20 protein-coding genes are annotated in these 20,663 nt (G+C 68.4%); 12 read left to right on the top strand and 8 right to left on the bottom strand.

Translation table 11 applies throughout. From position 1 onward, the window contains the following. Positions 1-76 precede the first annotated feature (76 nt). Together CAL13_RS03875 and CAL13_RS03870 are read left to right on the top strand one after the other, a co-directional pair. Entirely contained in the window at positions 77-1,606 is a 1,530-nt protein-coding gene (locus tag CAL13_RS03875) for a DUF763 domain-containing protein (RefSeq protein WP_086071573.1), read from the top strand. Positions 1,607-1,730: 124 nt separating this feature from the next. After that, on the top strand, positions 1,731-2,459 hold the full coding sequence (locus CAL13_RS03870) for a YrbL family protein (RefSeq protein WP_086071572.1): 729 nt from the start codon (positions 1,731-1,733) through the stop codon (positions 2,457-2,459). Between the two features lie 46 nt (positions 2,460-2,505). Here CAL13_RS03870 and CAL13_RS03865 read toward each other — a convergent pair whose 3' ends face one another. After that, a complete protein-coding gene (locus tag CAL13_RS03865; RefSeq protein WP_086071571.1) occupies positions 2,506-2,907 on the bottom strand; it encodes a hypothetical protein in 402 nt (133 codons plus the stop codon). 95 nt (positions 2,908-3,002) lie between these two features. Here CAL13_RS03865 and CAL13_RS03860 point away from each other — a divergent pair, with 95 nt between their 5' ends. Next, positions 3,003-4,097, top strand: a complete 1,095-nt coding sequence (locus tag CAL13_RS03860) for a permease (protein WP_086071570.1) — start codon at positions 3,003-3,005, stop codon at positions 4,095-4,097. Here the strand turns inward: CAL13_RS03860 and CAL13_RS03855 are convergent. From CAL13_RS03855 to CAL13_RS03835, 5 genes are all read right to left on the bottom strand, one after another. Further along, positions 4,094-5,128, bottom strand: a complete 1,035-nt coding sequence (locus CAL13_RS03855; protein ID WP_086073509.1) for an SDR family NAD(P)-dependent oxidoreductase — start codon at positions 5,126-5,128, stop codon at positions 4,094-4,096. The two genes, CAL13_RS03860 and CAL13_RS03855, sit on opposite strands and share 4 nt — an antisense overlap. A 152-nt stretch (positions 5,129-5,280) precedes the next feature. Then, positions 5,281-6,258: a tripartite tricarboxylate transporter substrate binding protein gene (locus CAL13_RS03850; protein WP_086071569.1), complete on the bottom strand. Its 978-nt coding sequence runs from the start codon at positions 6,256-6,258 to the stop codon at positions 5,281-5,283. A gap of 174 nt (positions 6,259-6,432) precedes the next feature. Next, positions 6,433-7,719, bottom strand: a complete 1,287-nt coding sequence (locus tag CAL13_RS03845; protein WP_086056200.1) for a TRAP transporter large permease — start codon at positions 7,717-7,719, stop codon at positions 6,433-6,435. Then, positions 7,713-8,210 carry a TRAP transporter small permease gene (locus CAL13_RS03840; protein ID WP_086071568.1) on the bottom strand — a complete coding sequence of 166 codons (498 nt, stop codon included), beginning with the start codon at positions 8,208-8,210 and terminating at the stop codon, positions 7,713-7,715. The genes CAL13_RS03845 and CAL13_RS03840 overlap by 7 nt, the downstream gene beginning before the upstream one ends. Positions 8,211-8,295: 85 nt before the next feature. Beyond that, a complete protein-coding gene (locus CAL13_RS03835; protein WP_198297906.1) occupies positions 8,296-9,312 on the bottom strand; it encodes a C4-dicarboxylate TRAP transporter substrate-binding protein in 1,017 nt (338 codons plus the stop codon). Positions 9,313-9,433: 121 nt separating this feature from the next. On the opposite strand from CAL13_RS03835, the gene CAL13_RS03830 reads away from it, so the two are divergent. Then, positions 9,434-10,246 carry an IclR family transcriptional regulator gene (locus CAL13_RS03830; RefSeq protein ID WP_198297905.1) on the top strand — a complete coding sequence of 271 codons (813 nt, stop codon included), beginning with the start codon at positions 9,434-9,436 and terminating at the stop codon, positions 10,244-10,246. Between the two features lie 27 nt (positions 10,247-10,273). Then, complete coding sequence (locus tag CAL13_RS03825; protein WP_086056198.1) at positions 10,274-11,044, top strand: SDR family NAD(P)-dependent oxidoreductase; 771 nt, start codon at positions 10,274-10,276, stop codon at positions 11,042-11,044. Here the strand turns inward: CAL13_RS03825 and CAL13_RS03820 are convergent. Continuing rightward, entirely contained in the window at positions 10,987-12,267 is a 1,281-nt protein-coding gene (locus tag CAL13_RS03820) for an aminotransferase class V-fold PLP-dependent enzyme (protein WP_086071567.1), read from the bottom strand. The two genes, CAL13_RS03825 and CAL13_RS03820, sit on opposite strands and share 58 nt — an antisense overlap. Before the next feature lie 256 nt (positions 12,268-12,523). On the opposite strand from CAL13_RS03820, the gene CAL13_RS03815 reads away from it, so the two are divergent. The 4 genes from CAL13_RS03815 (at position 12,524) to sorU (ending at position 16,211) form a co-directional block, all read left to right on the top strand. Continuing rightward, entirely contained in the window at positions 12,524-12,877 is a 354-nt protein-coding gene (locus tag CAL13_RS03815; RefSeq protein ID WP_086071566.1) for a DUF1428 domain-containing protein, read from the top strand. A gap of 68 nt (positions 12,878-12,945) precedes the next feature. Then, positions 12,946-14,352 (top strand): M20 family metallopeptidase, encoded by a 1,407-nt coding sequence (locus tag CAL13_RS03810; protein ID WP_086071565.1) that lies wholly within the window; start codon positions 12,946-12,948, stop codon positions 14,350-14,352. 198 nt (positions 14,353-14,550) lie between these two features. Then, entirely contained in the window at positions 14,551-15,843 is a 1,293-nt protein-coding gene (gene sorT / locus CAL13_RS03805) for a SorT family sulfite dehydrogenase catalytic subunit (RefSeq protein WP_086071564.1), read from the top strand. Beyond that, a complete protein-coding gene (gene sorU, locus CAL13_RS03800) occupies positions 15,840-16,211 on the top strand; it encodes a SorU family sulfite dehydrogenase c-type cytochrome subunit (RefSeq protein WP_232467761.1) in 372 nt (123 codons plus the stop codon). Before sorT ends, sorU begins: the two co-directional genes overlap by 4 nt. Before the next feature lie 75 nt (positions 16,212-16,286). Here sorU and CAL13_RS03795 read toward each other — a convergent pair whose 3' ends face one another. Continuing rightward, positions 16,287-17,051 carry an IclR family transcriptional regulator gene (locus tag CAL13_RS03795; RefSeq protein WP_232467760.1) on the bottom strand — a complete coding sequence of 255 codons (765 nt, stop codon included), beginning with the start codon at positions 17,049-17,051 and terminating at the stop codon, positions 16,287-16,289. A 170-nt stretch (positions 17,052-17,221) separates the two neighbouring features. Between CAL13_RS03795 and CAL13_RS03790 the strand changes: the two genes are divergently transcribed. From CAL13_RS03790 to CAL13_RS03780, 3 genes are read left to right on the top strand one after another with little or no spacing between them, the layout of a single operon-like run. Beyond that, entirely contained in the window at positions 17,222-18,541 is a 1,320-nt protein-coding gene (locus CAL13_RS03790) for an NAD(P)/FAD-dependent oxidoreductase (protein WP_232467759.1), read from the top strand. Positions 18,542-18,586: 45 nt separating this feature from the next. Beyond that, on the top strand, positions 18,587-19,606 hold the full coding sequence (locus CAL13_RS03785) for a dipeptidase (RefSeq protein ID WP_086071562.1): 1,020 nt from the start codon (positions 18,587-18,589) through the stop codon (positions 19,604-19,606). Between the two features lie 16 nt (positions 19,607-19,622). Continuing rightward, complete coding sequence (locus tag CAL13_RS03780) at positions 19,623-20,591, top strand: tripartite tricarboxylate transporter substrate binding protein (protein ID WP_086071561.1); 969 nt, start codon at positions 19,623-19,625, stop codon at positions 20,589-20,591. Positions 20,592-20,663 lie beyond the last annotated feature (72 nt).

The following is a 20,663-nucleotide window of genomic DNA, read 5'->3' as shown; positions in this document are numbered from 1 at the left end:
CGTTCGCCGCGCTGGTTTTGCCATGCGTCATGGCGCCCCTCCCCGACAATCTGGCGGCGCCGGCGCGCCGGGTGCGATGAAGCGCGCCGGCAGCGCCGATCTTCCCCTGCACGGCGGCCGCGTGCCGGCATGGCTGGGCGCGCGCATGACGCGCCTGGGCGCCGTCATCGCGCAGGCCATCGTCCACCATTACGGCCGCGACGAATTCCTGCGGCGGCTGGCGCACCCTTTCTGGTTCCAGTCGTTCGGCGCCGTCATGGGAATGGATTGGCATTCCTCCGGCATCACGACCAGCGTCATCGGCGCGTTGAAGCGCGGCCTCGGCCCCATGGCGCACGAACTCGGCATCCATGTGTGCGGCGGGCGAGGCAACCACTCCCGCAAAACGCCGCAGGAGCTGCTCGCCATCGGCGATCGCGTGGGCCTGGACGGCGACGCGCTGGCGCGGGCGAGCCGGCTGGTGGCGAAGGTCGACAGCGCCGCCGTGCAGGATGGCTTCGACCTGTACCTGCACGGCTTTATCGTCACCGATGACGGCAAATGGACGGTCGTGCAGCAAGGGATGAACGGCGCCAGTCGCCTTGCGCGGCGCTATCACTGGCTATCGGAAGACCTGCGCAGCTTCGTGGAGGCGCCGCACACGGCGATCGACGGGCCGAACCAGGGCGAGATCGTCAACCTGACGGACCCGCGGGCCGCGGCCTCGCGTGCGGGACAACTGGAACTGCTGAATGGCCGCGGGGCGGACTTCATCGTGGCGGAAGCAGCCGCGCTGGCGCGCGCCGCGCAGGCGGCGCAGTCCGGCGGGAGCTCTGCGACGCGGCCCGCCGCATCGGCGCAAACGGCCCAATCGGCGAATTCGGCGAATTCGGCGAAATCGGCGAAATCGCCGAAATCGGCTGGGGCCGCATCGACGCGGCCCGGACGAGCCGCATCGCGGGCCGCCGAGTGTGCCGTGGCAACGGCGCCCGCGCAATTGTCCCTGTTCGAGCCCGCCCCGCTGGCCGTGGCGTCACCGCGGCCGGCCGCCAGCACGGACGTGGCGGCGTCGGACCTGGCCGCCGGGTCAGGGTCTCCCGATGCTTGCGCGCCGCACCTCGTCATGCCCGCGCATCACGACGTACGCGCCAAGGACGTCAATCTGCGGCGGCTGCATGCCGCACTGGCGGCCGCTACCGAGTGCGGCCCCAGCGATTTCGCGGAATTGCTGCTGGTTCCCGGCGTTGGCGCGCGCACGGTGCATTCCCTCGCGCTGGTTGCGGAGATCGTGCATGGCGCGCCCTGCCGATTCACGGATCCCGCCAGGTTCTCCATGGCGCACGGCGGCAAGGACCGCCATCCCTATCCTGTGCCCCTGGATGTGTACGACCAGACCATTGCCGTCATGAAAGCGGCAGTCGGACAGGCCAGACTGGGCAACGAAGAAAAGCTGGATGCCCTGCGCCGCCTGGACCGCCAGGCGAGGCTGCTGGAACGGTCGGCGCGCGGCCCCGCGCTGGACGACTACGTCGCCCAGGAACGCCGCGACTCGCCCGTATACGGCGGACGCAGCGTATTTGGCTGGGAAGCCGCGGCGCAGGTGATGCCGCGCCGCGACCATTCCTGACATCCGACTGAACGAAAAATCCTCCGCGCGTTGCCATCGCACGACGGATGGGACACAAGCGGTTGCCAGCGGTGTTGAATCGCCGTCAAATGTGTTGCACAAAGATGACAAGAAAACATGAACCATGAGCACCCTACCGCTGGACGGGGCGCTGGACCGGCCCCGGCCCGCGCCTGAAGCTGTCCTTGTCCTATCCGAAAAAATCGGTTCCGGCCACGATCGCGAGTGTTGGCGCCATCCCTCGAATCCTTCGCTGGGCATCAAGGTCGCCAAGCCGGACCAGGAGCGCGCGCAGAACGAGATCGACTACCACTACGGCCGGCATCTTGCGCGCCTGGGGATCGCCGGTCCGCACCTGCCGCGCGTGCATGGCTGGGTGCAGATCAACCGCGGCCGCGGCCTGGTGGTCGATCTGATGCTGCAGCCGGACGGTACGCCCTGTCCGACGCTGCCGCAGGCCGTGCGCAGCGGCATGATCAGCGAAATCGAGGCCGTGGGTTTGATCTACGAAACGTCGGAATGGCTGGCGCGTCACGGCGTCATGCTGGCCGATCGCGGCCTCGACAATTTCGTCGTCCGCCGATCCAAGGACGACGGGCGCCTGCATCTCGTGATCATCGACGGTCTGGGCACCCGGCACTTCGATATCAAGTACTGGGCGCGATGTACCTTCGGCTGGCTGGAACGCCGAGCCGCCCGGCAGAAGGCCGTGTCGTTCCGCGACAAAACGCTGGAGATGCTGCGCGACCGCTCCAGCAAGATGTGGGTGTCCGCGAAGAGAGCTGCGGAGATCCAGCCGGGCGGCCAGCCCACGGCCCTGATCGCTGCGGATGCCCTGCGGGGCCCGACGTAGTCCTGCAGCGCGGTCTTTTCAACGCTCCAATGCGTGACGACCGGCCCTAGGCATCGCGCAGCAGATCGTGCGCGTTCAAAATGTCGTAGGCGATGTCGGGCCGTGCCTCCAGGCAGCGCCGCACTGCCGCGGGAATGCTTTTGCGCGTCAGGCGGCACAGGCCTGGGCACGCGTCAAGGTGGATGTTGAACCCGCGAACCGTGCGGACTTCGTTGGCGCTGGGCACGATATGCAGGCGTATGCCCAGTTGCTCGTGAAGACGGCTTTCCACATGCTTCAGGTCCGCGTAGTCGCGCACGCTTTCGATGCGGGCGATCAGCCGCTTTTCCTCGAACTTGGTCAGTTTGAGAATGCGCACGTCCGCACGCGGATCGCTCAACAGGCGTTCGCGGTCGCATACACAGGCGCCGGGCGGGCATTCTTCGCGGATGGGAAACGGCAGATTCATGGGGCGTTGCGGGTCGCGGCAGTAATCATAATCCTTCGCCGTAAAATGGCGCCGCCGCGGCGTCTACGCCGCGTCGTACTCCACATCTCCGCATCATGAAACCCGCGCTTGCTTCACGACGCCCCGCCAGCCCGGCGCTGGGCATCGCCGTTTTTCTGCTGATCGCCATCGCCGGCCTGTTCTACGTGAAATGGCTGCCCTATTACAACCGCGCCTGGGCCGCCGCGGCCAATCACTCCATCGGATCGTCCATCCTGATGGGCGGGGCCGATAGCGCGCCGCCGCCGTCATTCGACGCCGCGATCGGCTACGCCATCGCCTACGGCAAGGCCATCTGGCAAGCCATGGTGCTCGGTCTGCTGCTGGGCTCCGCGGTCCAGGCCTTGATTCCCCGCGGCTGGATCGTGCGCGCCCTGGGCGGCACGGGACTGGGTAGCGTGGTGGCTGGCGGCCTGATGGCGCTGCCCGGCATGATGTGCACCTGCTGCGCCGCCCCCGTCGTCGCGGGCCTGCGCAAGTGCCAGGCGGCGCCCGGCAGCGCGATCGCGTTCTGGCTCGGGAATTCCGTGCTGAACCCGGCGACGCTGGTTTTCATGGGCTTCGTGCTGGGCTGGCACTGGTCGGCGCTGCGCCTGGGGTTGGGCGTCGTGATGGTGTTCGGCCTGGGATGGCTGGTCAATCGCATTGGCGCCGGCGGCGGGCGCGGCGTGGACGCCGAAACGATGCAGGCGCTTGCATCCGCGACGGCAAGCGGGAGCGGCGTCGCCGATACGGGCGCGGCGGACCATCCGTTCAAGCGCTGGCTGGCCATCCTGGCAGGCATGACGCTGCGGCTGATTCCGGAATACATCGTCCTGGTGCTGCTGCTGGGCGCCGCCCGGGCATGGCTGTTTCCGCACGTCTCCCCGGACGTGGACAACCACCTTTGGTGGATCGCCGCCCTGGCGGTGGCCGGCGCATTGTTCGTCATCCCCACGGCGGGCGAGGTCCCCATCGTCCAGGCCATGCTGTCGCTGGGCATGGCGGCCGGGCCCGCCGCCGCGCTGCTCATGACCCTGCCGCCCATCAGCCTGCCCTCGCTGGCCATGCTGGCGCGCGCCTTCCGCGCGCGGGAACTGGCGACGGTCTTCTTCGGCGTGGTGGTCATTGGCCTTGCCGCGGGTGGCCTGGCCGTGGCCTTGGGTTTCTAGCGGGCCGGTTCGCCGCTCTCGACGCCGGTGCCCTGCTGCAGCGGCCGATAGAGCGCGCCCTGCGTCGTGGACGCCGGCGGCGCCCGCTCGATCTGCTTGTCGTGTTCCATGCCCGCGGCGATGCGCTCGGTGGCGCCGGGCAGCAGGTGATGCATCACATAGGTGCTGCGCGCCTTCCAGCCCACCGGCAGCGTTTCCTGCGGATGCACGGATATCCAGACGATGGCATCGACCACGACCTGGGCATCGTCCATCGATACCAGCGTCGGCTCGCGGTTCGTATAGTTGGCCGCGTGCTGCAGGATCGGCGTATCGGCCGCCCACGGCAACACCGTCGCCACCTGGATATCCCGCTGCCCGCTCAGCCGCAGTTCCTCATGCAGCGCACGGCCGAGACTGAAGATGGCGGCCTTGCTGGCCGCATAGGACGCGTGATACGCCAACGGCACCACGGCTTCCATCGAAGATATGTTGACCAGCGTGCCGCGCCCCTGTGCGCGAAACCGCTGCATCGCCACGTGGCTGCCGTAGATCACGCCCATCAGGTTGGTCTGGACCAGCCTCGCGTGATCCTGCACCGGGATATCCTCGAAGCGGCCCAGCGCCACGACGCCGGCGTTGTTGATCCAGACATCGATGCGGCCGAAGCGCGCCACGGCGGCGTCCGCCAGATGCGCGATATCTTCGAACCGGCCCACATCCGTGGGCACCACCAAGGCCGCGCCGCCGCGCGCGCGCACCTCATCCGCCACTTCGTTCAACACGTCCTGCCGGCGCGCGGCCAGCACCACGTTGGCGCCCTGCCCGCCCAGTTCGAGCGCGACGCCGCGGCCGAAGCCGCTGGACGCGCCGGTCACCACATAGGTTTTGCCGGCGATGCGCGCCCGGTCGTCCAATCCGATGCGCGGGCTGATGGCGCAGCCCGTCAGGGCCAGCGCCAGCCAGAGCATGGCGATACCGATCAGCGGCAATCGGATTGCGGTCGCGCGCCCGCGGGACGGTGGACGGCGGCGCTTAGCATGGATCTGCATGGACTTCCCCTGCCGCCGCGCCGCCTGGCGCGGGCAAGGCCAGGCGCCGGCGCGGCGCTCGGCGCGGCGGCGCAAGGTCCGTGCCGTCCGCCGGGCGCTGTTCACGTCCTCCACGCCGCATGTCGGCGGCAGCGCCACGGCAGACGAGGCCGCTACTCGATGGAAATATGCCGCTCCTGCGCCACCTGTTTCCACGTGGCGGCGTCGCGTTTGACCAGGTCGCCGAACTGGGACGCCGACATGTCTGCCGGCACCGCGCTTTCCTGGGCGAACATGTCACGCATCTTCGGTTCCGCAACGACCGAGCGGATTTCGGCATTCAGCTTCCCCACCATCGCGTCCGGCAGGCCGGCCGGACCGAGCACGCCCCACCACAGCTCCACCGCGTAGCCGGGAACCGTGGCGCCAACCGTCGCGAGATCGGGATAGAAAGGCGATCGTTCGGGCGATGTCACGGCCAGCACGCGCACGCGGTCGCTCTTCAGCATGGAGGAAAGCGAAGCAAAGCTGGCAACGATGAAGTCCAGCCGCCCCGCCGACAGATCGTTCATGGCGGGCGACATGCCCTTGTACGGCACGTGCGTGAAAGACACCTTCGCCATCCCGGCCAGAATCTCGCTGGCCATCTGATTGACCGACCCGATGCCCGCGCTGCCATAGGTCAGCTTGCCCGGCTGCCTGCCGGCCTCGTCGAGCAAGGTGCGCAGGCTGTCGTAGCGGGACGATTTGCCCACGGTGATGGCCATGGGGCTGGAGGCCAGCATCGCCACGGGCGTGAAGTCCTTGACCACGTCGTACTGAAGTTTGGGCTGCACCGCCGCGTTCGTCGCGAACGTCGAGGACGTCAACATCAGCACGGAGCCGTCCTTGGGCGCGCGGGCGACGTAGTCGGCGCCGATCGCGCCGCCCGCACCGGGGCGGTTCTCCACGATCACGGAGTTATGCAGCCGCGCCGACAACCTGTCGGCCAGCACGCGCGCAAAGACGTCATTGCTGCCGCCCGGCGGGAAGGGCACGACCATCGTCATGACCTTGGGAAAGACGGGTTCCGTCTGCGCATGGGTGATGGCGGGAGTAGCGGCCAACAGGCCGCATGCCAGCACGCCGGCCAGCAGCGCGTCGCGTTTCATGGGGTGAGTCTCCGTGGGATTGCGGCCCGTCGTCGCGGCGCCGTCGGTTGATCTGTCCTGGATACTAGGGCGATCCCCCACGGATGGCAAGGAGACCGCCGGCCCGGCCCGCGGCGCCGCCCGCCGCGCCTGGCCTGCCGCTGCGAGCCGCCGGACGGCGGCGTCCCACGGCCTTTACGTGGGGCCGAACAGCAGGTCCGGCAGCCACAGCACCAGCCCGGGAATGAAGATCAGCCCCGCCGCTATCAGACAGACAACCAGCAGGAAGGGCCAGGATTCGCGCGTATAGAGGCCGATGGGGCAGCGCAGGATCGAGCACACGGCATACATGGCCGCGCCCACCGGCGGCGTGAAATTGCCGATGGTGGCCGCGACGATGAAGACGATGCCGAAGTGCACCGGATCCACGCCCAGCTCGGTCACCAGCGGCAGGAAGATGGGCGTGAGCATGATGATCAGCACCGCGCCGTCGATGAAGCAGCCGGCCGCCAGCACGAACAGCACGATGAACAGCATGACCAGGTCGGCGTTGCGCGTCGCGCCGAGTATGGCGCCGGAAATCGTATCCGGCACCTGGTCGTACACGATGCCGTAGCTGAAGATGCCCGACAGCGCCAGCAGGAACATGACGGCCCCGACGTCGCTCAGGCTGCCCTCCAGCGCTTCCCTGAACCCCGCCCGGCCCAGCTGGCGGTACGCGAATACCCCCACCATCACGGCGTACACCACGGCAAACGCGCCGATCTCGGATGGGGTGAAAACGCCGGCCCGCAATCCCAGCAGCAGAAAGACGGGAAAAAGCAGCGCCCACAGGCCCGCCCGAGCCGCGCCGGCAATTTCGCGCAGCGAGGCGCGGCGCGCGCGTTCGGCCCCGTAGCCGCGATGCCGCGCCGTCAAGGAGATCGTCAGCGCCAGCCCGATCCACAGCAGGAAGGCCGGCACGAAGCCGGCGGCGAACAGCCGGCCGATGGAAACCTGCCCGACGGTCCCGTACAGGATCATGCCGATGCCCGGCGGAATGATCGGGGTGAGCAGCGAGCCGAACGAGAAAATGCCGGCGGCGTAGCCCTTGGAGAAGCCGCGCGCCTGCATTTCCGGGCCCAGCATGCGCGCCTGCATGGCGGCATCGGCGATGCACGAGCCCGACACGCCGCCCATGAGCCCGGACAACACCACCGACACCTGGGCCAGCCCGCCGCGCAGCCTTCCGGTCAGGACCGCGGCCAGGGCCAGCAGGCGCCGCGTAATGCCGGACTGGTTCATGAAATTGCCGGCCATGATGAACAGCGGCACCGCAAGCAGCGCGAAGTTCTGCGTCTGCGATACCGTCAGCTGGATCGGGATGGTTGCCGGCAGGTCGGGGTTGCCGGCAAAGAACAGGGCGCCCGCGATGCCGATGGCGAACGCCACGGGCATGCCGGTAGCGAGCAGGACCAGGAAGGCCATGGTGACGATCAGCACGGCGTTTCCTCCGTCCGTGCCGGCGCAACGGCCGCGCCGCGCGAGGCGCGCACTTTCTGCCAGGTCGTGATCAGCAGCAGCACCGCGCCCACCGGCATGCTCAATGTGACCCAGGAATAGCTGACGCCTGGCATGCCCTGGAAGCTTCGCGCCCGGCTGATCCACGACAGCCAGCCCCCCATCGCGGCGACATAAACCAGGAACGCGACGATGACCACATAGTTGAACGTGGCGCAGGCGGCGCGCAAGCGCGTGGGCAAGGCGCGCGTGACGAGATCGATGGACATCAGGCTGTCGTTGCGCCAGGCGATATCGGCGCACAGGAAACAGGCCCACGCGAACAGGCAGGTTGCGACGTCGGTGGTCCAGTTCAAGGGATGATGCATCAGGCGGGCAATGCCGCCCGCGAAAATCAGCAGCACCATCGCCACCAGGAAAGTCGCGGCCGCCAGCGCCTCGGCGCGCCGCAGATGCAGCAGAAATCGCGTCATGTCGTGCTCCCCCGCCGGTTGCGCCGTCCGCTTTGCCGCCACGGCGCCGCGCGGGCGGCGTTTCCGTTGGCGCCGCCCGGCGCGCCTAGTTCTTGCCGATATCCGCGTACACGGCGCGGCGCGCGTCCATCAGGTTCAAGGCCCGATAGGCCTGCTCGCCCGCCTTGCGAAAGGCGGCGATATCGACGTCCTGAACAATCGTCATGCCCCGCTTGCGCAATTGCTCCCGCACGCCATCCTCGAGTTCGAGGACGCGTTTGGACGTGCGGATGCCGACATTGCTGCATTCCTCCACAAGCGCCTTCTGGTAATCGGCGGGCAGGCTGTCGAAAAACCTGGCGCTGACCACCTCGAAGTTCAGCAGCATGATGTGCCGGGTTTCATTGGCGAACTTCAGCACTTCGTAGAAGCGTCCGCCGGGAATATTGTTGTAGACCAGCTCCACGCCGTCGATGGCCTTCTGTTGCAGGGCGGGGTACATCTCGCCGAATGCCAGCGCCACGGGCGACGCGCCGAGCGACCGTATGGATTCCTGCCAGATAGGCGCCGGCGGCGTGCGGACGCGCTCGCCCTCCAGGTCGGCCGGCTTGCGCACCGGCCGGTTGGTGAAGAAGTGCCGATAGCCCTGCACCCAATCGAAGCACACCACTTTCAGGCCATGCCGGGACGCGAGTTCGTCCGTCCATTTCGCGACCGTGGGCGACTCGCGCAGGCGCGCGACTTCGTCCAGCGTCTCCACGAAATAAGGGCCGTTCATGACGGCGATGCCGGGCACATAGTTGCCCAGCCGCGCGGCATCGGTGTTCTGGCCGATGGCGGCGCCTTGCCGCATCTGCTCGATGATGTCTTCCTCCACGCCCAGCTGGGCGCTATGGAAGACCTGGATTTTCAGGCCGCCCTGGGTACGCTTTTCGACGGCTTTCGCCCATTCCAGGAAGCCCTCATGAAAAGGTTCCTTGGGACCGAGTACGTGGTTCAGCCGCAGCGTATAGGTTTTCTGCGCCTGCGCCGCCGGCGCTCCGCATAACGCCAGCAACCCAAGCGCGACACCGATGGCGCGCGCGTGCCGGCGCGCGAACCGCCTGATCCGGATCGTCATCATTCGTCTCCTCGTGTGCCCGATGTGCCGCCAGGACTTCTCGTGCCCTTCCTGCCGCTTGCGCGCGGTCTCTGGTGCTGCCATTCTAGGCGCTGAAACGTGGCATCAAACACTGTTCGATACTATGAAACACGACCCCGCCGCCGGCGCATCCGTTGCGAATGTCACGCATCGTTCCCTGGAACGCGGCCTGGCCGCATTGGAGATGATTGCGGCGGCCACGGGTCCGATGACGCTGGCCGATGCGGCGCGCCGCCTGGGCCTGCATCGCAGCACCGCGCATCATCTGCTGCGCACGCTCGTCGCGCTGGGCTATCTGCGCCAGGATGGGACCACGCGCGGCTATGCGCTGACGCCCAAGCTGCACCGCATGACGGGGCAGAAGTGGAGCGTCGAGCAGCTGGGCGAGATCGCGCAGCCGATCCTCGAAACGCTGACGGCCGAAACCGACGAAGGCACCAGCGTGGCGGCATGGATGGACGGCGTCGTTACCATTGCCGCGAAGCGCGAAGCGGACGGACCCGTGCGCGTGGTGCAGAACGTGGGCGCCGAACGGCCGATCTATTGCACCGCGGTGGGCAAGGCCATCGCCGCCTGGCTGCCCGACGCGGAAATCCGCGCGGTCCTGGCGCGCACCACGATGGTCGCCCACACCGCCAAGACCATCACCACGCGCGAGGCTTTCGAAGCGGAGCTGCGGCGCATCCGTACGGCCGGCTATGCCATCGACGACGCCGAGCAGCACGAAGGGCTGCGCTGCATCGCCATGCCGGTCTTCTGCTACAGCGGCCAAGTCATCGGATCCATGTGCGTGGTCGGGCCGCGCCATCGCATGACGCATCAGAAGCTGCAGGCCGTTCGCGGGCCGCTGCAGCGCTGCAGCCGGCAACTGTCCGAGCGGCTGGGCTACGCACAGGACACGGGCGCCACGCCCTGACGCTTCATCTTCCACCAAGGAGCAGGCATGACACATGAAGAACTCTTCACCCTGTCGGGCCGCCAGGCGCTGGTCATCGGCGGCGGCAGCGGCATCGGGCGCGCCATCGCGATGGGACTGGCGCGGGCGGGCGCCGATGTGCACGTCGCCGGACGGCGCGGCGACAAGCTGAACGAAACGGGCGACGGCATCCGCGCGCTGGGCCGGCAGTCGCGCGCCTTTGCGCTGGATGCCACGGATATCGGCGCGCTGGAAAGCCTGGCGGCGCAACTCGATGCGGCGGGCGATACGCCGCACATACTGGTCAACGCGCAGGGCGTGATGACGTTGAACGATGCGGAAAACTTCGACGAAGCCGACTACGACCGCCTGATGGACACCAACGTGAAAAGCGTGTGGTTCGCATGCACGCGCTTCGGCGCGCCGATGGCCGCGCGCGGCGAGGGCGTCATCATCAACATTGCGTCCATGGCGTCGTTTCGCGGCTTTCCGCGCAACGGCCCTTACTGCGTCAGCAAGCACGGCGTACGCGCGATGACCGAATCGCTGGCCGCCGAGTGGGCGCCGCGCGGCGTCCGCGTCAACGCGATCGCGCCGGGCTTCTTCCTGACCGACCTGAACCGCGGCGCGATGACCGAAGCCCGCAAGACGCGGGCCTTGTCGCGCATCCCCATGGGACGTTTCGGCGAACTCGACGAGCTGGCCGGCGCGGCAGTCTACCTGGCGTCGCGCGCCGGCAGCTACGTCACCGGCGTCACCTTGCCCGTGGACGGCGGATTCCTGTCGATGGGCATGTAGCCGGCGGCCAGTTTCCGCACGGCCTCGGTCAGGCGGCCGATTTCCGCATCGGTGGTCAGGTAGCTGACCGACGCCCGCGCGATATCCGTCAGACCGCGCGCCAGCATATCGAACGGCGTGTAGCGCACGCCGTTGCTGCCGATCGAAATGCCTTGCCGCCCCAGCGCCGCGGCAACCGCGCCGGCGTCCATGCCTTCGATGGCGAAGGACACCAGGCCCGACCGCTCGCGTCCCTGGTCCAGCACGCGCACGCCCGGAATGCCGGCCAGCTCCTCGCGCAAGACGCTCGCATTGCGGTCGACGCGGGCGCGGATGGCGTCGATGCCGATATCCAGGGCCTGGCGCAGCGCGCTGGCAAGACCGCACAGCAAGGCATAGGAACGTTCGGCCGGTTCGAAGCGCGCGGCGCTCTCGAGCATGGCCGGTTCGCCGCGCCCATCCAGCGGGGCGGAATGCGCGTCCAGCATCGCGGGCGTCAGGCGCGGCAGGAAATCCCGGCGTACGTATAGCAGCCCCGTGCCGCGCGGTGCGCGCAAGGCCTTGCGTCCCACCGCGGCAAGCACGTCGCAGCCGAGGGCGCGCACGTCGATGGGCAATTGGCCGGCCGCCTGCGCGGCATCGATGAAGTAGGGAATACCGTGGCGGCGCGCCACCTCGCCCACCCGGGCCGCAGGATTGATCAATCCGCCATTGGCCGGCAGCCAGGTCACCGATATCAGGCGCACGCGGTCGTCGATCATGGCTTGCAGCGCGTCCGGATCGACCGTGCCGGCGTCGTCCGAAGGGATGACTTCGATGCTGGCGCCGGCGCCGCCGGCGAGCAAGCGCATCGCCGCCACGTTGCCGCCCCATTCGTGCCGGCCCACCAGGATGCGGTCGCCCGGCTTCCACGGGCCAAGCGCGGCAAAGGCGCTGCCCCAGCCGGCCGAATTGCCCGTGGTCAGCGCGACCTCGGACGGCTCGGCATTGAAGAGCGCGGCCCCCAGCGCACGGGCCTGCTCCGCCTGCTCCATCGCCATCGACGCCGCTTCGATGGGCCCGCGTTCGGCCTCCAGCAGCAGGTGGGCGCGCACGGCGTCCAGGGTGTCGGCAGACGGCAGCGAGGCGCCCGCGTGATTGAAGTGGACCGTCGTGCGCGTACCCGGCGTGCGGGCGCGCAGGGATTCGACGGCCGCGTCGCTGAGCGGTGCGGCCGCAGCCGCGGGGGATGGGTTGCCGGTCATGGATGTCCTTCGGGAAGCGGCATGGGCGGCATCGCGATGCGCGATGCCGCCCGCGGCGCGGTTGCACGCCGCATCGCTATCCTACCTTCGCAGGTGTGCCCATGGCGGAATGTCCCCTTGCGCGATGCGGAATGAAAAGGCGCAATGACGGCGGCGCGCCCGCGCCATGTCGATCCTGGCGCATGCCGGTCGTCGACAGGGCGGGACGGCGGCGCGCACGGGGCGCGCCGCGCCATCCCGACAGGAGGATAGAACGATGACTTACGTAGATGGATTCGTGGCCGCCGTGCCGCGCGAAAACCGCGAGGCCTATATCAGGCATGCCGAGGCGGCCGCGGCGGTATTCAAGGAACACGGCGCGCTGAAGGTGGTGGAGTGCTGGGAAGACGACGTGCCGGAAGGCAAGATCACGTCCTTTCCCATGGCGGTGAAGCGTGAGCCGGGCGAAGCGGTCGTGTTCGCCTGGATAGCGTGGCCGTCGCGCGAAGTGCGCGACCGGGGCATGAAGGCGGCGATGGAAGACCCCCGCCTGTCCCCCGATCGCGCCCCGATGCCCTTCGACGGCAAGCGCATGATCTACGGCGGGTTCGCCACCGTGCTCGAAGCCTGAGCCGGCGGTCGCGCGCCGGGCGGCGCTGGTGTTATACCGTCAGCTCCGCCACGACCGAGAGGGACACCATGACGCGCGCCGACGCAGTAGCCCGTGCCGACCATTTCTTCGAATCCGGGGCCTTCCGCGAACGGCTGGCCCGCCGCATCGCCATCCCGACGGAAAGCCAGAATCCGGATCGCGCGGGCGAACTGGCGGCATACCTGGGGACGGAATTGCAGCCGGCATTCGAAGCGATGGGATTCGCCTGCCGCATCCTGGCGCATCCCAAGGCACGGGCGCCTTTTTTGTACGCGGAACGGATCGAGGATCCGGCGCTGCCCACGGTGCTCGGTTACGGCCACGGCGACGTGATCCGGGGACTGGACGCCGAATGGCATGAAGGGCTGTCGCCATGGAGGCTGACCGAAGCCCAAGGCCGCTGGTACGGCCGCGGCATCGCCGACAACAAAGGCCAGCACACGGTGAACATGGAGGCCCTGCGCACGGTGCTGGAGACGCGCGGCAGGCTCGGTTTCAATGCCAAGTACCTGGTCGAAATGGGCGAGGAAACCGGCTCGCCGGGCCTGCGCGAACTGTGCGAGGCGCACCGCGGCCTGTTCGCCGCCGACCTGCTGATCGCTTCGGACGGCCCGCGTCTGCGTGCGGACCGTCCGACGATTTTTCTGGGCGCGCGCGGCGGCCTGAATTTCGACATGACGATCGAGGCGCGCGAAGGCGGCCACCATTCCGGCAACTGGGGCGGGCTGCTGTCCAACCCCGGCATCCAGCTCGCCCACGCCATCGCCAGCATCGTTTCCCCGACCGGGCAGATCCGCATTCCCGCATGGGTGCCGAAGGAGATCCCGGCCCCGGTGCGGGAAGTGCTGGCCGATTGCGAAGTGGACGGCGGCGCGGACGGCCCCGCCATCGACCCGGACTGGGGCGAGCCGGGGCTGACGCCGGCCGAGCAGGTGTACGGCTGGTGCAATTTCGAGGTGCTGGCCTTCAAGACGGGCAATCCCGAAACGCCGGTCAACGCCATCCCGCCCCGGGCCTGGGCGCGCTGCCAGCTGCGTTTCGTGGTGGGCGTGGATCCCGACGCATTGCTGCCCGCGCTGCGACGCCATCTGGACCGCCACGGTTTCCCCATGGTGCAACTGTCGCTGACACGCGAAACCATGTTCAAGGCAACCCGGCTGGACCCGGCGGATCCCTGGGTGCGCTGGGCCGTCGCCTCGCTGGCGAAGACGACCGGCAAAAAGCCCGCCATCCTGCCGAACCTGGGCGGCTCGCTGCCCAATGACATCTTCACGGAAGTGCTCGGGCTTCGCACCATCTGGGTCCCTCACTCGTATCCCGCCTGCTCGCAGCATGCGCCCAACGAACACCTGCCGCCGGCGTTGTTGCGCGAAGGTTTGCGGGCAATGACGGGGCTGTATTGGGATCTGGGCGAGCCGGGCGTTCCCGCGACGCGGGACGCGGCTTCGTCCTGATGACCTACTCCGTCCGGTCTAGAGCGGATTGCGCCGACTTTCCGCTAGGCAGCGCACACCGGAAGGCACACAATGCCCCCAATGCCCGAACGCGGGCGCCCGTCAACGCTTCCTGCGGGAACGACGACGGCCAGACAACGGATACACGCGTCGGCGCCGGATCCACGGTCCCGCGGCCGCGCGGCGGGGGAGACGGATATGAGCCGATCGTCGCAGCTCAACGAAAACCGTCGCCGGCTGCTTGCCGGCACTGCCGGGGCCGCTGGCGCCCTCGCATCCTCGATACTCATGGGACGCGCCGCGCACGCGGCGGACACGCCGCCGTCGTCCCCGCCGGAGGCGCCGCCCGCGGCGGCAGGCGCCAAGCCCCAGGAAGCGGTCGCCAACCCGACGCCGCCATCCAAGCCCCTGCCCGCCTACACAGCCTGGAAAAAGGCCGACGACCTCATCGTCCACACGCCCAACACGATCGAAACCCGCCGCACGGCCTTTGGCGACGGGGTCATCACGCCAACGTCGCAGCTCTACGTGCGCAACAACATCTCGCCGCCCGACCCTTCGATCCTGAATGACCGCGACGCCTGGTCCGTCAACGTCGAAGGCGTCATGCGGCCGCGCAGCATCACCTTGGGCGAGCTCAAGACGATGGACGTGGCGACCATCGCCATGGTCCTGCAATGCAGCGGCAACGGACGCAAATTCTTTCCGCACAAGCCCACCGGGACGCCCTGGAACGTGGGCGCGGCCGGCTGCGTGATGTGGAGCGGCCTGCCGGTACGGCAACTGGTCGATGCGCTGGGCGGGCCGGCGGCGGGCGCGCGCTACATGACCGGACGCGGCGGCGAGACGCTGCCAGCCGGCATCGACGCCAACACGGTGATGGTGGAGCGCTCGGTGCCGCTGGAGGCCATGCAGGACGCGATGCTGGCGTGGGAGCTGAACGGCGAGCCGATTCCGCTGGCGCACGGCGGCCCCTTGCGGCTGATCGTCCCCGGCTATTCCGGCGTCAACAACGTCAAGTATCTGAAGCGCCTGGCGTTCACGCCGGAACAGACGCCCGCGGCCATCCAGAACACGCGCTACCGCATCGCGCCGGTGGGGGCGAAGGAAACGCCGGATCAGCCCGCGGTGTGGCAGATGGAGCCGAAGTCCTGGATCAATGGATTCGAAAGCGAGGGCACCCTGCCCGCCGGCCGCTATGTGATCCGCGGCGTGGCCTTCGGCGGCATGAATGCGGTGAAGCTGGTCGAGGTGTCCATCGACGGCGGCCAGAATTGGAAGACGGCGTTTTTCGTGGGACCGGACCTGGGACGCTATGCCTGGCGGCAGTTCGCGCTGCCGGTCGATCTGCGGCCGGGCGACTACACCTTCGTCAGCCGCGCCACGGACGTGCGCGGCGCGGTACAGGTGGAGAACCGCAACGACAACGAGGCCGGCTATTCCAACAACAGCTGGCGCGACCACGCCCTGAAAATCAAGGTACCCGCATGATGACCGTTCCGGTCCCTGCGGCGTTGCGTGCGCCGATGCGTATGCTGGCGATTGCGCTGTCTGCCGTGACGCCGGCGCTGCCCGCCGTCGCGGCGCAGGCCGACGCCACCGGCGCGGAGACGGCGCGCGGCCTGCTGCTCTTCAAGGAAGCCGCGACGCCGCCCTGCGCGGTCTGCCATACCCTGGCCGATGCCGATGCGTTCGGCGCGATCGGTCCGTCGCTGGACGAGGTCAAGCCGACGGCCGCGCGGGTGGAGGCCGTCCTGCGCAAGGGCCTGGGCGGGATGCCCGCCTACGACACGCTCAGCGATGCCGACATTCGCGCCTTGGCGCAATACGTGTCCCATGCCGCCGGGGGCGGGCGATAGACCGGTCCGCCGGATCGGGCGGCCGCCCTCCGGCCGCCCGGCTCCCCAGGCCGGGCGATAAGCCGGCCCCTGCCCTCATGCATGCTGGCCGATGGCGCGGGCCGCGCGGATCACCAGCGGTCCCAGCTCCTGCCGGGCGCGCGCCAGCGACCAGCGCGGCTTGGGCACCGAAATATTGACGGCGGCGACCGGTTCTCCCTGCGCGTCCAGCACGGTCGCGGCGACGTTCACGTCCCCCGGATAGAACTCCTCATCCGCATACGCATAGCGATCACGGCGCGCCTGCTCGATGAGCGCGCGCAGGGCCTCGGCGTCCGTGGTCGTGTGCGGCGTGTGCTTGCGCCGCGCCACCGAACGCAGCTTGCGCTCCAGCTCGGCCGGCGGCAGATGCGTCCACAAGGCGCGTCCCGATGCGGAAGCGAAACACGGGATGCGGGTGCCGGCCGGCATATAGACCGGGATATGCCTGGCCGGGGCGACGCGCATGACGAACACCATGTTGTCCTCGGCGTCCGGCACCGACAGGTTCACGATTTCGCCGCACTCCTGGTTGACCTGGTGCATGACGGCATGGGCGTGCTGGAACAATGGCTGGCGATACAGGTAGCTGTATCCCAGGCCCACGGCCTTTACCGTGACGCTGTAACGCTTGCTGCGCGGGTCCTTGCGCAGGTAGCCCGTCTGTTCCAGCGTATGCGCGACCCGCTGCGCCGATCCCATCGTGATGCCGTTCTCCTGCGCGATCTCCTGCAGGCTCAAGGTCGCGTGATCGCGAAAGCTTTCCAGCACGGCAAGCCCCTTTTCCAGCGACTGGATCATCAGCGCGGACGCGTCGGGCATGGCTTCTCCTGCAGGCCGCGGGCACATGGTCCGCGACGGGCCTGTTTCGCCGGGGACGAACGATTAGGGAAATCCGCACGTTGTTGCGCGCGGGCGGCAGCGCTATAACTATCGCTATACGGATCTAATTATCGCATAGCGATAACACTAAAAACAGTAGCGAGACGTCGTTGTCTTCTTCCGCGTTGCCTCATTCCACCGCGCCTTCCCCTGCCTTGGCCGGCGCGGCGCTGCCCCTGCCGGCCGCCGTCGACGTCGCCATCATCGGGGGCGGCATCGTGGGCGTGGCCACCGCCTGGCGTCTGGCCAGGGCGGGAATGCGCGTCGCCGTCTTCGAGAAAGGCACGCTGGCGTGCGAGCAGTCGTCCCGCAACTGGGGATGGGTCCGCACGCTGACGCGGGACCTGCCCGAAGTGCCGCTCGCCATCCGCGCCAACCAGTTGTGGGGCGAGATCCAGGCCGAAACCGACGTCGGCTTTCGGCGCACGGGCATCCTGTACCTGCAGGAAAACGACGCCGACGCCGCGGCGCACGAGGCCTGGGTTGGCAAGGCCCGGGTTTATGGGGTGGATGCGCAACTGCTCGGGCGCCAGGCGGCGCTCCCGTATCTCCCGGCGTCCCGGCGCGCGTGGAGCGGAGGCCTGTTCAGCGCGAGCGACGGCGTGGCCGAGCCGCAGCTTGCCACCCGAGGCATCGCGGCGCTGACGCGCGCGGCAGGCGGGCAGATCTTCGAGCATTGCGCGGTGCGGGGCATCGAGCGGGCGGCCGGCCGTGTCGCCGCGGTGATAACGGAACGCGGGCGGGTGCAAGCCCAGGCCGTGCTCGTTGCCGCCGGCGCCTGGTCGCGCCTGTTCTGCGGCAACCTGGGCGCGGAATTCCCGCAGCTGAAAGTACGCGGCTCGGTCCTGCGCACCGCGCCGTTCGACGCCGGCCTGCACGTGACCGTCAACGGCAAGGATTTCACCTGCCGCAAGCGGGCCGACGGCGGATACACGGTGTCCCAGTTCGGCTCATCCATGGCCGACCTGGTGCCCGACAGCTTCCGCCTGATGCGCCACTTCCTGCGCCCCTGGCTGGCGAACAACACCTTCGTGCGGCTGCGCCTGGGCAAACGGTTCTTCCAGGAACTGGCCCTGCCGCGCCGTTTCCCCGCCGACCGGCCCTCGCCCTTCGAGCGGCACCGCGTGCTGGATCCCTCGCCGTCGCGCCGCGGCGTGGAACAGGCCTGGCAGCGCCTGGTCCAGGCCTTTCCGGTTTTTCAGGGCGCCAGCATTGCCCAATCGTGGGCCGGCTATATCGACGTCACGCCCGACGCGCTGCCGGTGATGGATGAAGTGCCGGGCACGCCGGGCCTGTTCCTGGCGTCGGGCTTTTCCGGGCACGGCTTCGGCATCGGGCCGGCGGTGGGCGAGGCCATGGCGGCGCTGATACAGCACCGCGCACCGCGCGCGGACATGCACGCTTTCCGCTTCGACCGTTTCGCCGCATAGCGGCGCCACGCATTCAGACAACGTCAAGGCAAGGGGTAGCAACCGATGGATCGCATCACCGAACTGCACCGCAAGTCCGTCATCGTCGACGGGCTGGTTTTCTTCAGCGACGGCAGCGCCCGCGACATGCTCGCCGGCGGCGTCAGCGCCATCAATCTCACGGTCACCGACATGGGAGCGGATTTCGAGCAGGCACTGAAGGACGCCATGACATGGCGGCAGCGCTGCGCCGAGCCCGGTTCGCCATGGCTGCTGGTCGAGCGCGCAGATGACATCGCGCGGGCCAAGCGCGAAGGCAAGCTCGGTCTGATCATGGGGTGGCAGAACGGCAAACCGCTGGGAGATCAGCTCGACCGCGTCGCGCTCTTCCATACGCTGGGCATACGCGTGATCCAGCTCACGTACAACGAAGCCAACCTGCTGGCCGACGGCTGCCTGGAAAAGCGCAATGCCGGGTTGAGCGACCTGGGCGTGCGCATGGTCGCGGAGATGAACCGCGTCGGCATCGCAGTGGACCTGAGCCATTGCGCCGAGCAGACCTGCCTGGACGCCGCGCGCCACAGCAGCAAGCCGGTATTCCTGACCCACGCCAATGCCAATGCCGTCATTCAACGGCCCCGCAACAAGTCGGACGCCGTGCTCAAGGCGGTGGCGGAAACGGGCGGCGTCATCGGCTGCAGCATCCACGCCTACCTGAACTGGCGCGGCGACCCGCGCCGCCAGCCCCTGCTGGAAGATTTCGTCGCCAACGTCCGGCACATCGGCCAATTGGTCGGCTATGAGCACGTGGGCATAGGCACCGATTTTCCGTCGGTCGATACCTATGAGGCCGTGCGCCACGTCATGGTGATGTCGCGCACGAAATACGCGGCGTCCGGCGGCGACTTCTCCAACGCCTTCGGCGACGTGATGGAAGCGCGCTATCCGGTCGAAACGCCGACGCCCGCGCAATTCCCGGCCTTCACGCACGCGCTGCACGCCGCGGGCCTGGGCGATACGCAGATCATGGGCGTGTTGGGCGGCAACTTCCAGCGCGCGCTGGCGCAGAGCTGGTCCGCCATCTGAAGCCCAGGAGCCGCCGATGAAACTTTCCCGTCTTCTCCTGCTTGCCGCGCTGAGCGCGCTGGCGGCCGTGGCGCCGCCCTCGCGCGCCGCCGACGCCTATCCGGCCTACCCCATCCATATCGTCGTGCCGTACCAGGCCGGCGGCTCCACCGACATCGTCGTGCGCAAGTTCGCCGAGCTGGCCGCGCCCAGGCTGGGGCAGTCCATCGTCATCGAGAACCGCGGCGGCGCAGGCGCAACGCTTGGCGCCCGCGCCATCAAGACCGGCCGTCCGGACGGCTACATGCTCGCCATCCTGCCCAGCCCGGTCTTCCGCATGCCGCACATACAGGACATGGGCTACGACCCGGTCCATGACTTCACCTACATCATGATGCTCAGCGGCTACACGCTGGGCGTGGCGGTGCCGGCGGATTCGCCGTTCAAGACCTGGGCCGATTTCATCGGCTACGCCAAGGCGCATCCCAACGAAATCACCTACGGCACCGCCAGCGTGGGCAGCGCCTCGAACGTGATGATGGAAGACATCGCGGCCCGCAATGGGGTGACGTGGCGGCATATCCCCTACAAGGGCGAATCCGACGTGCTCACCGCCGTCATGGGCAAGCAGGTCGCCGCCTACGCGGGCTCCACCACCGTGCAGCCGCTGGTGCAGGCGGGCAAGATGCGCATGCTGGTGACATGGGGCGAGCATCGCAGCGCCCAATATCCCGATACGCCCACCCTGAAGGAGCTGGACGGCACCCCGCCGGCCAACGCGCCATTCGGCATCGCCGGGCCCAAGGGCATGCCCGCTGACGTTGTCGCCAGGCTGCATGACACCTTCAGGCAGGTGGCGGAGTCCGATGCCTTCAGGCAGGTGCTGACGCAATACGGCCAGGAGCTGGTCTACATGAACGGCAAGGACTACGCCGACTACGCCGCCAGACAATATGCGCTGGAAGCGGACATCGTGCGCAAGCTGGGGCTGGCAGCGAACAAGTAAGGCGAAGCGGCGCTCCCGTATCGGAATCCCTTCCCTCCGGGCGCGCCGGACCGCGATTCAGGCGCGGCAGCG

The sequence above is a fragment of the Bordetella genomosp. 9 genome (assembly GCF_002119725.1).
Lineage (GTDB): Bacteria > Pseudomonadota > Gammaproteobacteria > Burkholderiales > Burkholderiaceae_B > Bordetella_C.
This window is presented reverse-complemented; position numbering and strand designations above follow the sequence as displayed.

Excerpts from the sequence above, each read along its gene's own strand:
- CAL13_RS03855 (WP_086073509.1), bottom strand. The coding sequence starts at position 5,128 with ATGCAGATCCATGCTAAGCGCCGCCGTCCACCGTCCCGCGGGCGCGCG.
- CAL13_RS03860 (WP_086071570.1), top strand. The coding sequence starts at position 3,003 with ATGAAACCCGCGCTTGCTTCACGACGCCCCGCCAGCCCGGCGCTGGGC.
- CAL13_RS03865 (WP_086071571.1), bottom strand. The coding sequence starts at position 2,907 with ATGAATCTGCCGTTTCCCATCCGCGAAGAATGCCCGCCCGGCGCCTGT.
- sorU (WP_232467761.1), top strand. The coding sequence starts at position 15,840 with ATGATGACCGTTCCGGTCCCTGCGGCGTTGCGTGCGCCGATGCGTATG.
- CAL13_RS03780 (WP_086071561.1), top strand. The coding sequence starts at position 19,623 with ATGAAACTTTCCCGTCTTCTCCTGCTTGCCGCGCTGAGCGCGCTGGCG.
- sorT (WP_086071564.1), top strand. The coding sequence starts at position 14,551 with ATGAGCCGATCGTCGCAGCTCAACGAAAACCGTCGCCGGCTGCTTGCC.
- CAL13_RS03815 (WP_086071566.1), top strand. The coding sequence starts at position 12,524 with ATGACTTACGTAGATGGATTCGTGGCCGCCGTGCCGCGCGAAAACCGC.
- CAL13_RS03850 (WP_086071569.1), bottom strand. The coding sequence starts at position 6,258 with ATGAAACGCGACGCGCTGCTGGCCGGCGTGCTGGCATGCGGCCTGTTG.
- CAL13_RS03825 (WP_086056198.1), top strand. The coding sequence starts at position 10,274 with ATGACACATGAAGAACTCTTCACCCTGTCGGGCCGCCAGGCGCTGGTC.
- CAL13_RS03785 (WP_086071562.1), top strand. The coding sequence starts at position 18,587 with ATGGATCGCATCACCGAACTGCACCGCAAGTCCGTCATCGTCGACGGG.
- CAL13_RS03820 (WP_086071567.1), bottom strand. The coding sequence starts at position 12,267 with ATGACCGGCAACCCATCCCCCGCGGCTGCGGCCGCACCGCTCAGCGAC.
- CAL13_RS03795 (WP_232467760.1), bottom strand. The coding sequence starts at position 17,051 with ATGCCCGACGCGTCCGCGCTGATGATCCAGTCGCTGGAAAAGGGGCTT.
- CAL13_RS03875 (WP_086071573.1), top strand. The coding sequence starts at position 77 with ATGAAGCGCGCCGGCAGCGCCGATCTTCCCCTGCACGGCGGCCGCGTG.
- CAL13_RS03835 (WP_198297906.1), bottom strand. The coding sequence starts at position 9,312 with ATGATGACGATCCGGATCAGGCGGTTCGCGCGCCGGCACGCGCGCGCC.
- CAL13_RS03810 (WP_086071565.1), top strand. The coding sequence starts at position 12,946 with ATGACGCGCGCCGACGCAGTAGCCCGTGCCGACCATTTCTTCGAATCC.
- CAL13_RS03840 (WP_086071568.1), bottom strand. The coding sequence starts at position 8,210 with ATGACGCGATTTCTGCTGCATCTGCGGCGCGCCGAGGCGCTGGCGGCC.
- CAL13_RS03870 (WP_086071572.1), top strand. The coding sequence starts at position 1,731 with ATGAGCACCCTACCGCTGGACGGGGCGCTGGACCGGCCCCGGCCCGCG.
- CAL13_RS03830 (WP_198297905.1), top strand. The coding sequence starts at position 9,434 with ATGAAACACGACCCCGCCGCCGGCGCATCCGTTGCGAATGTCACGCAT.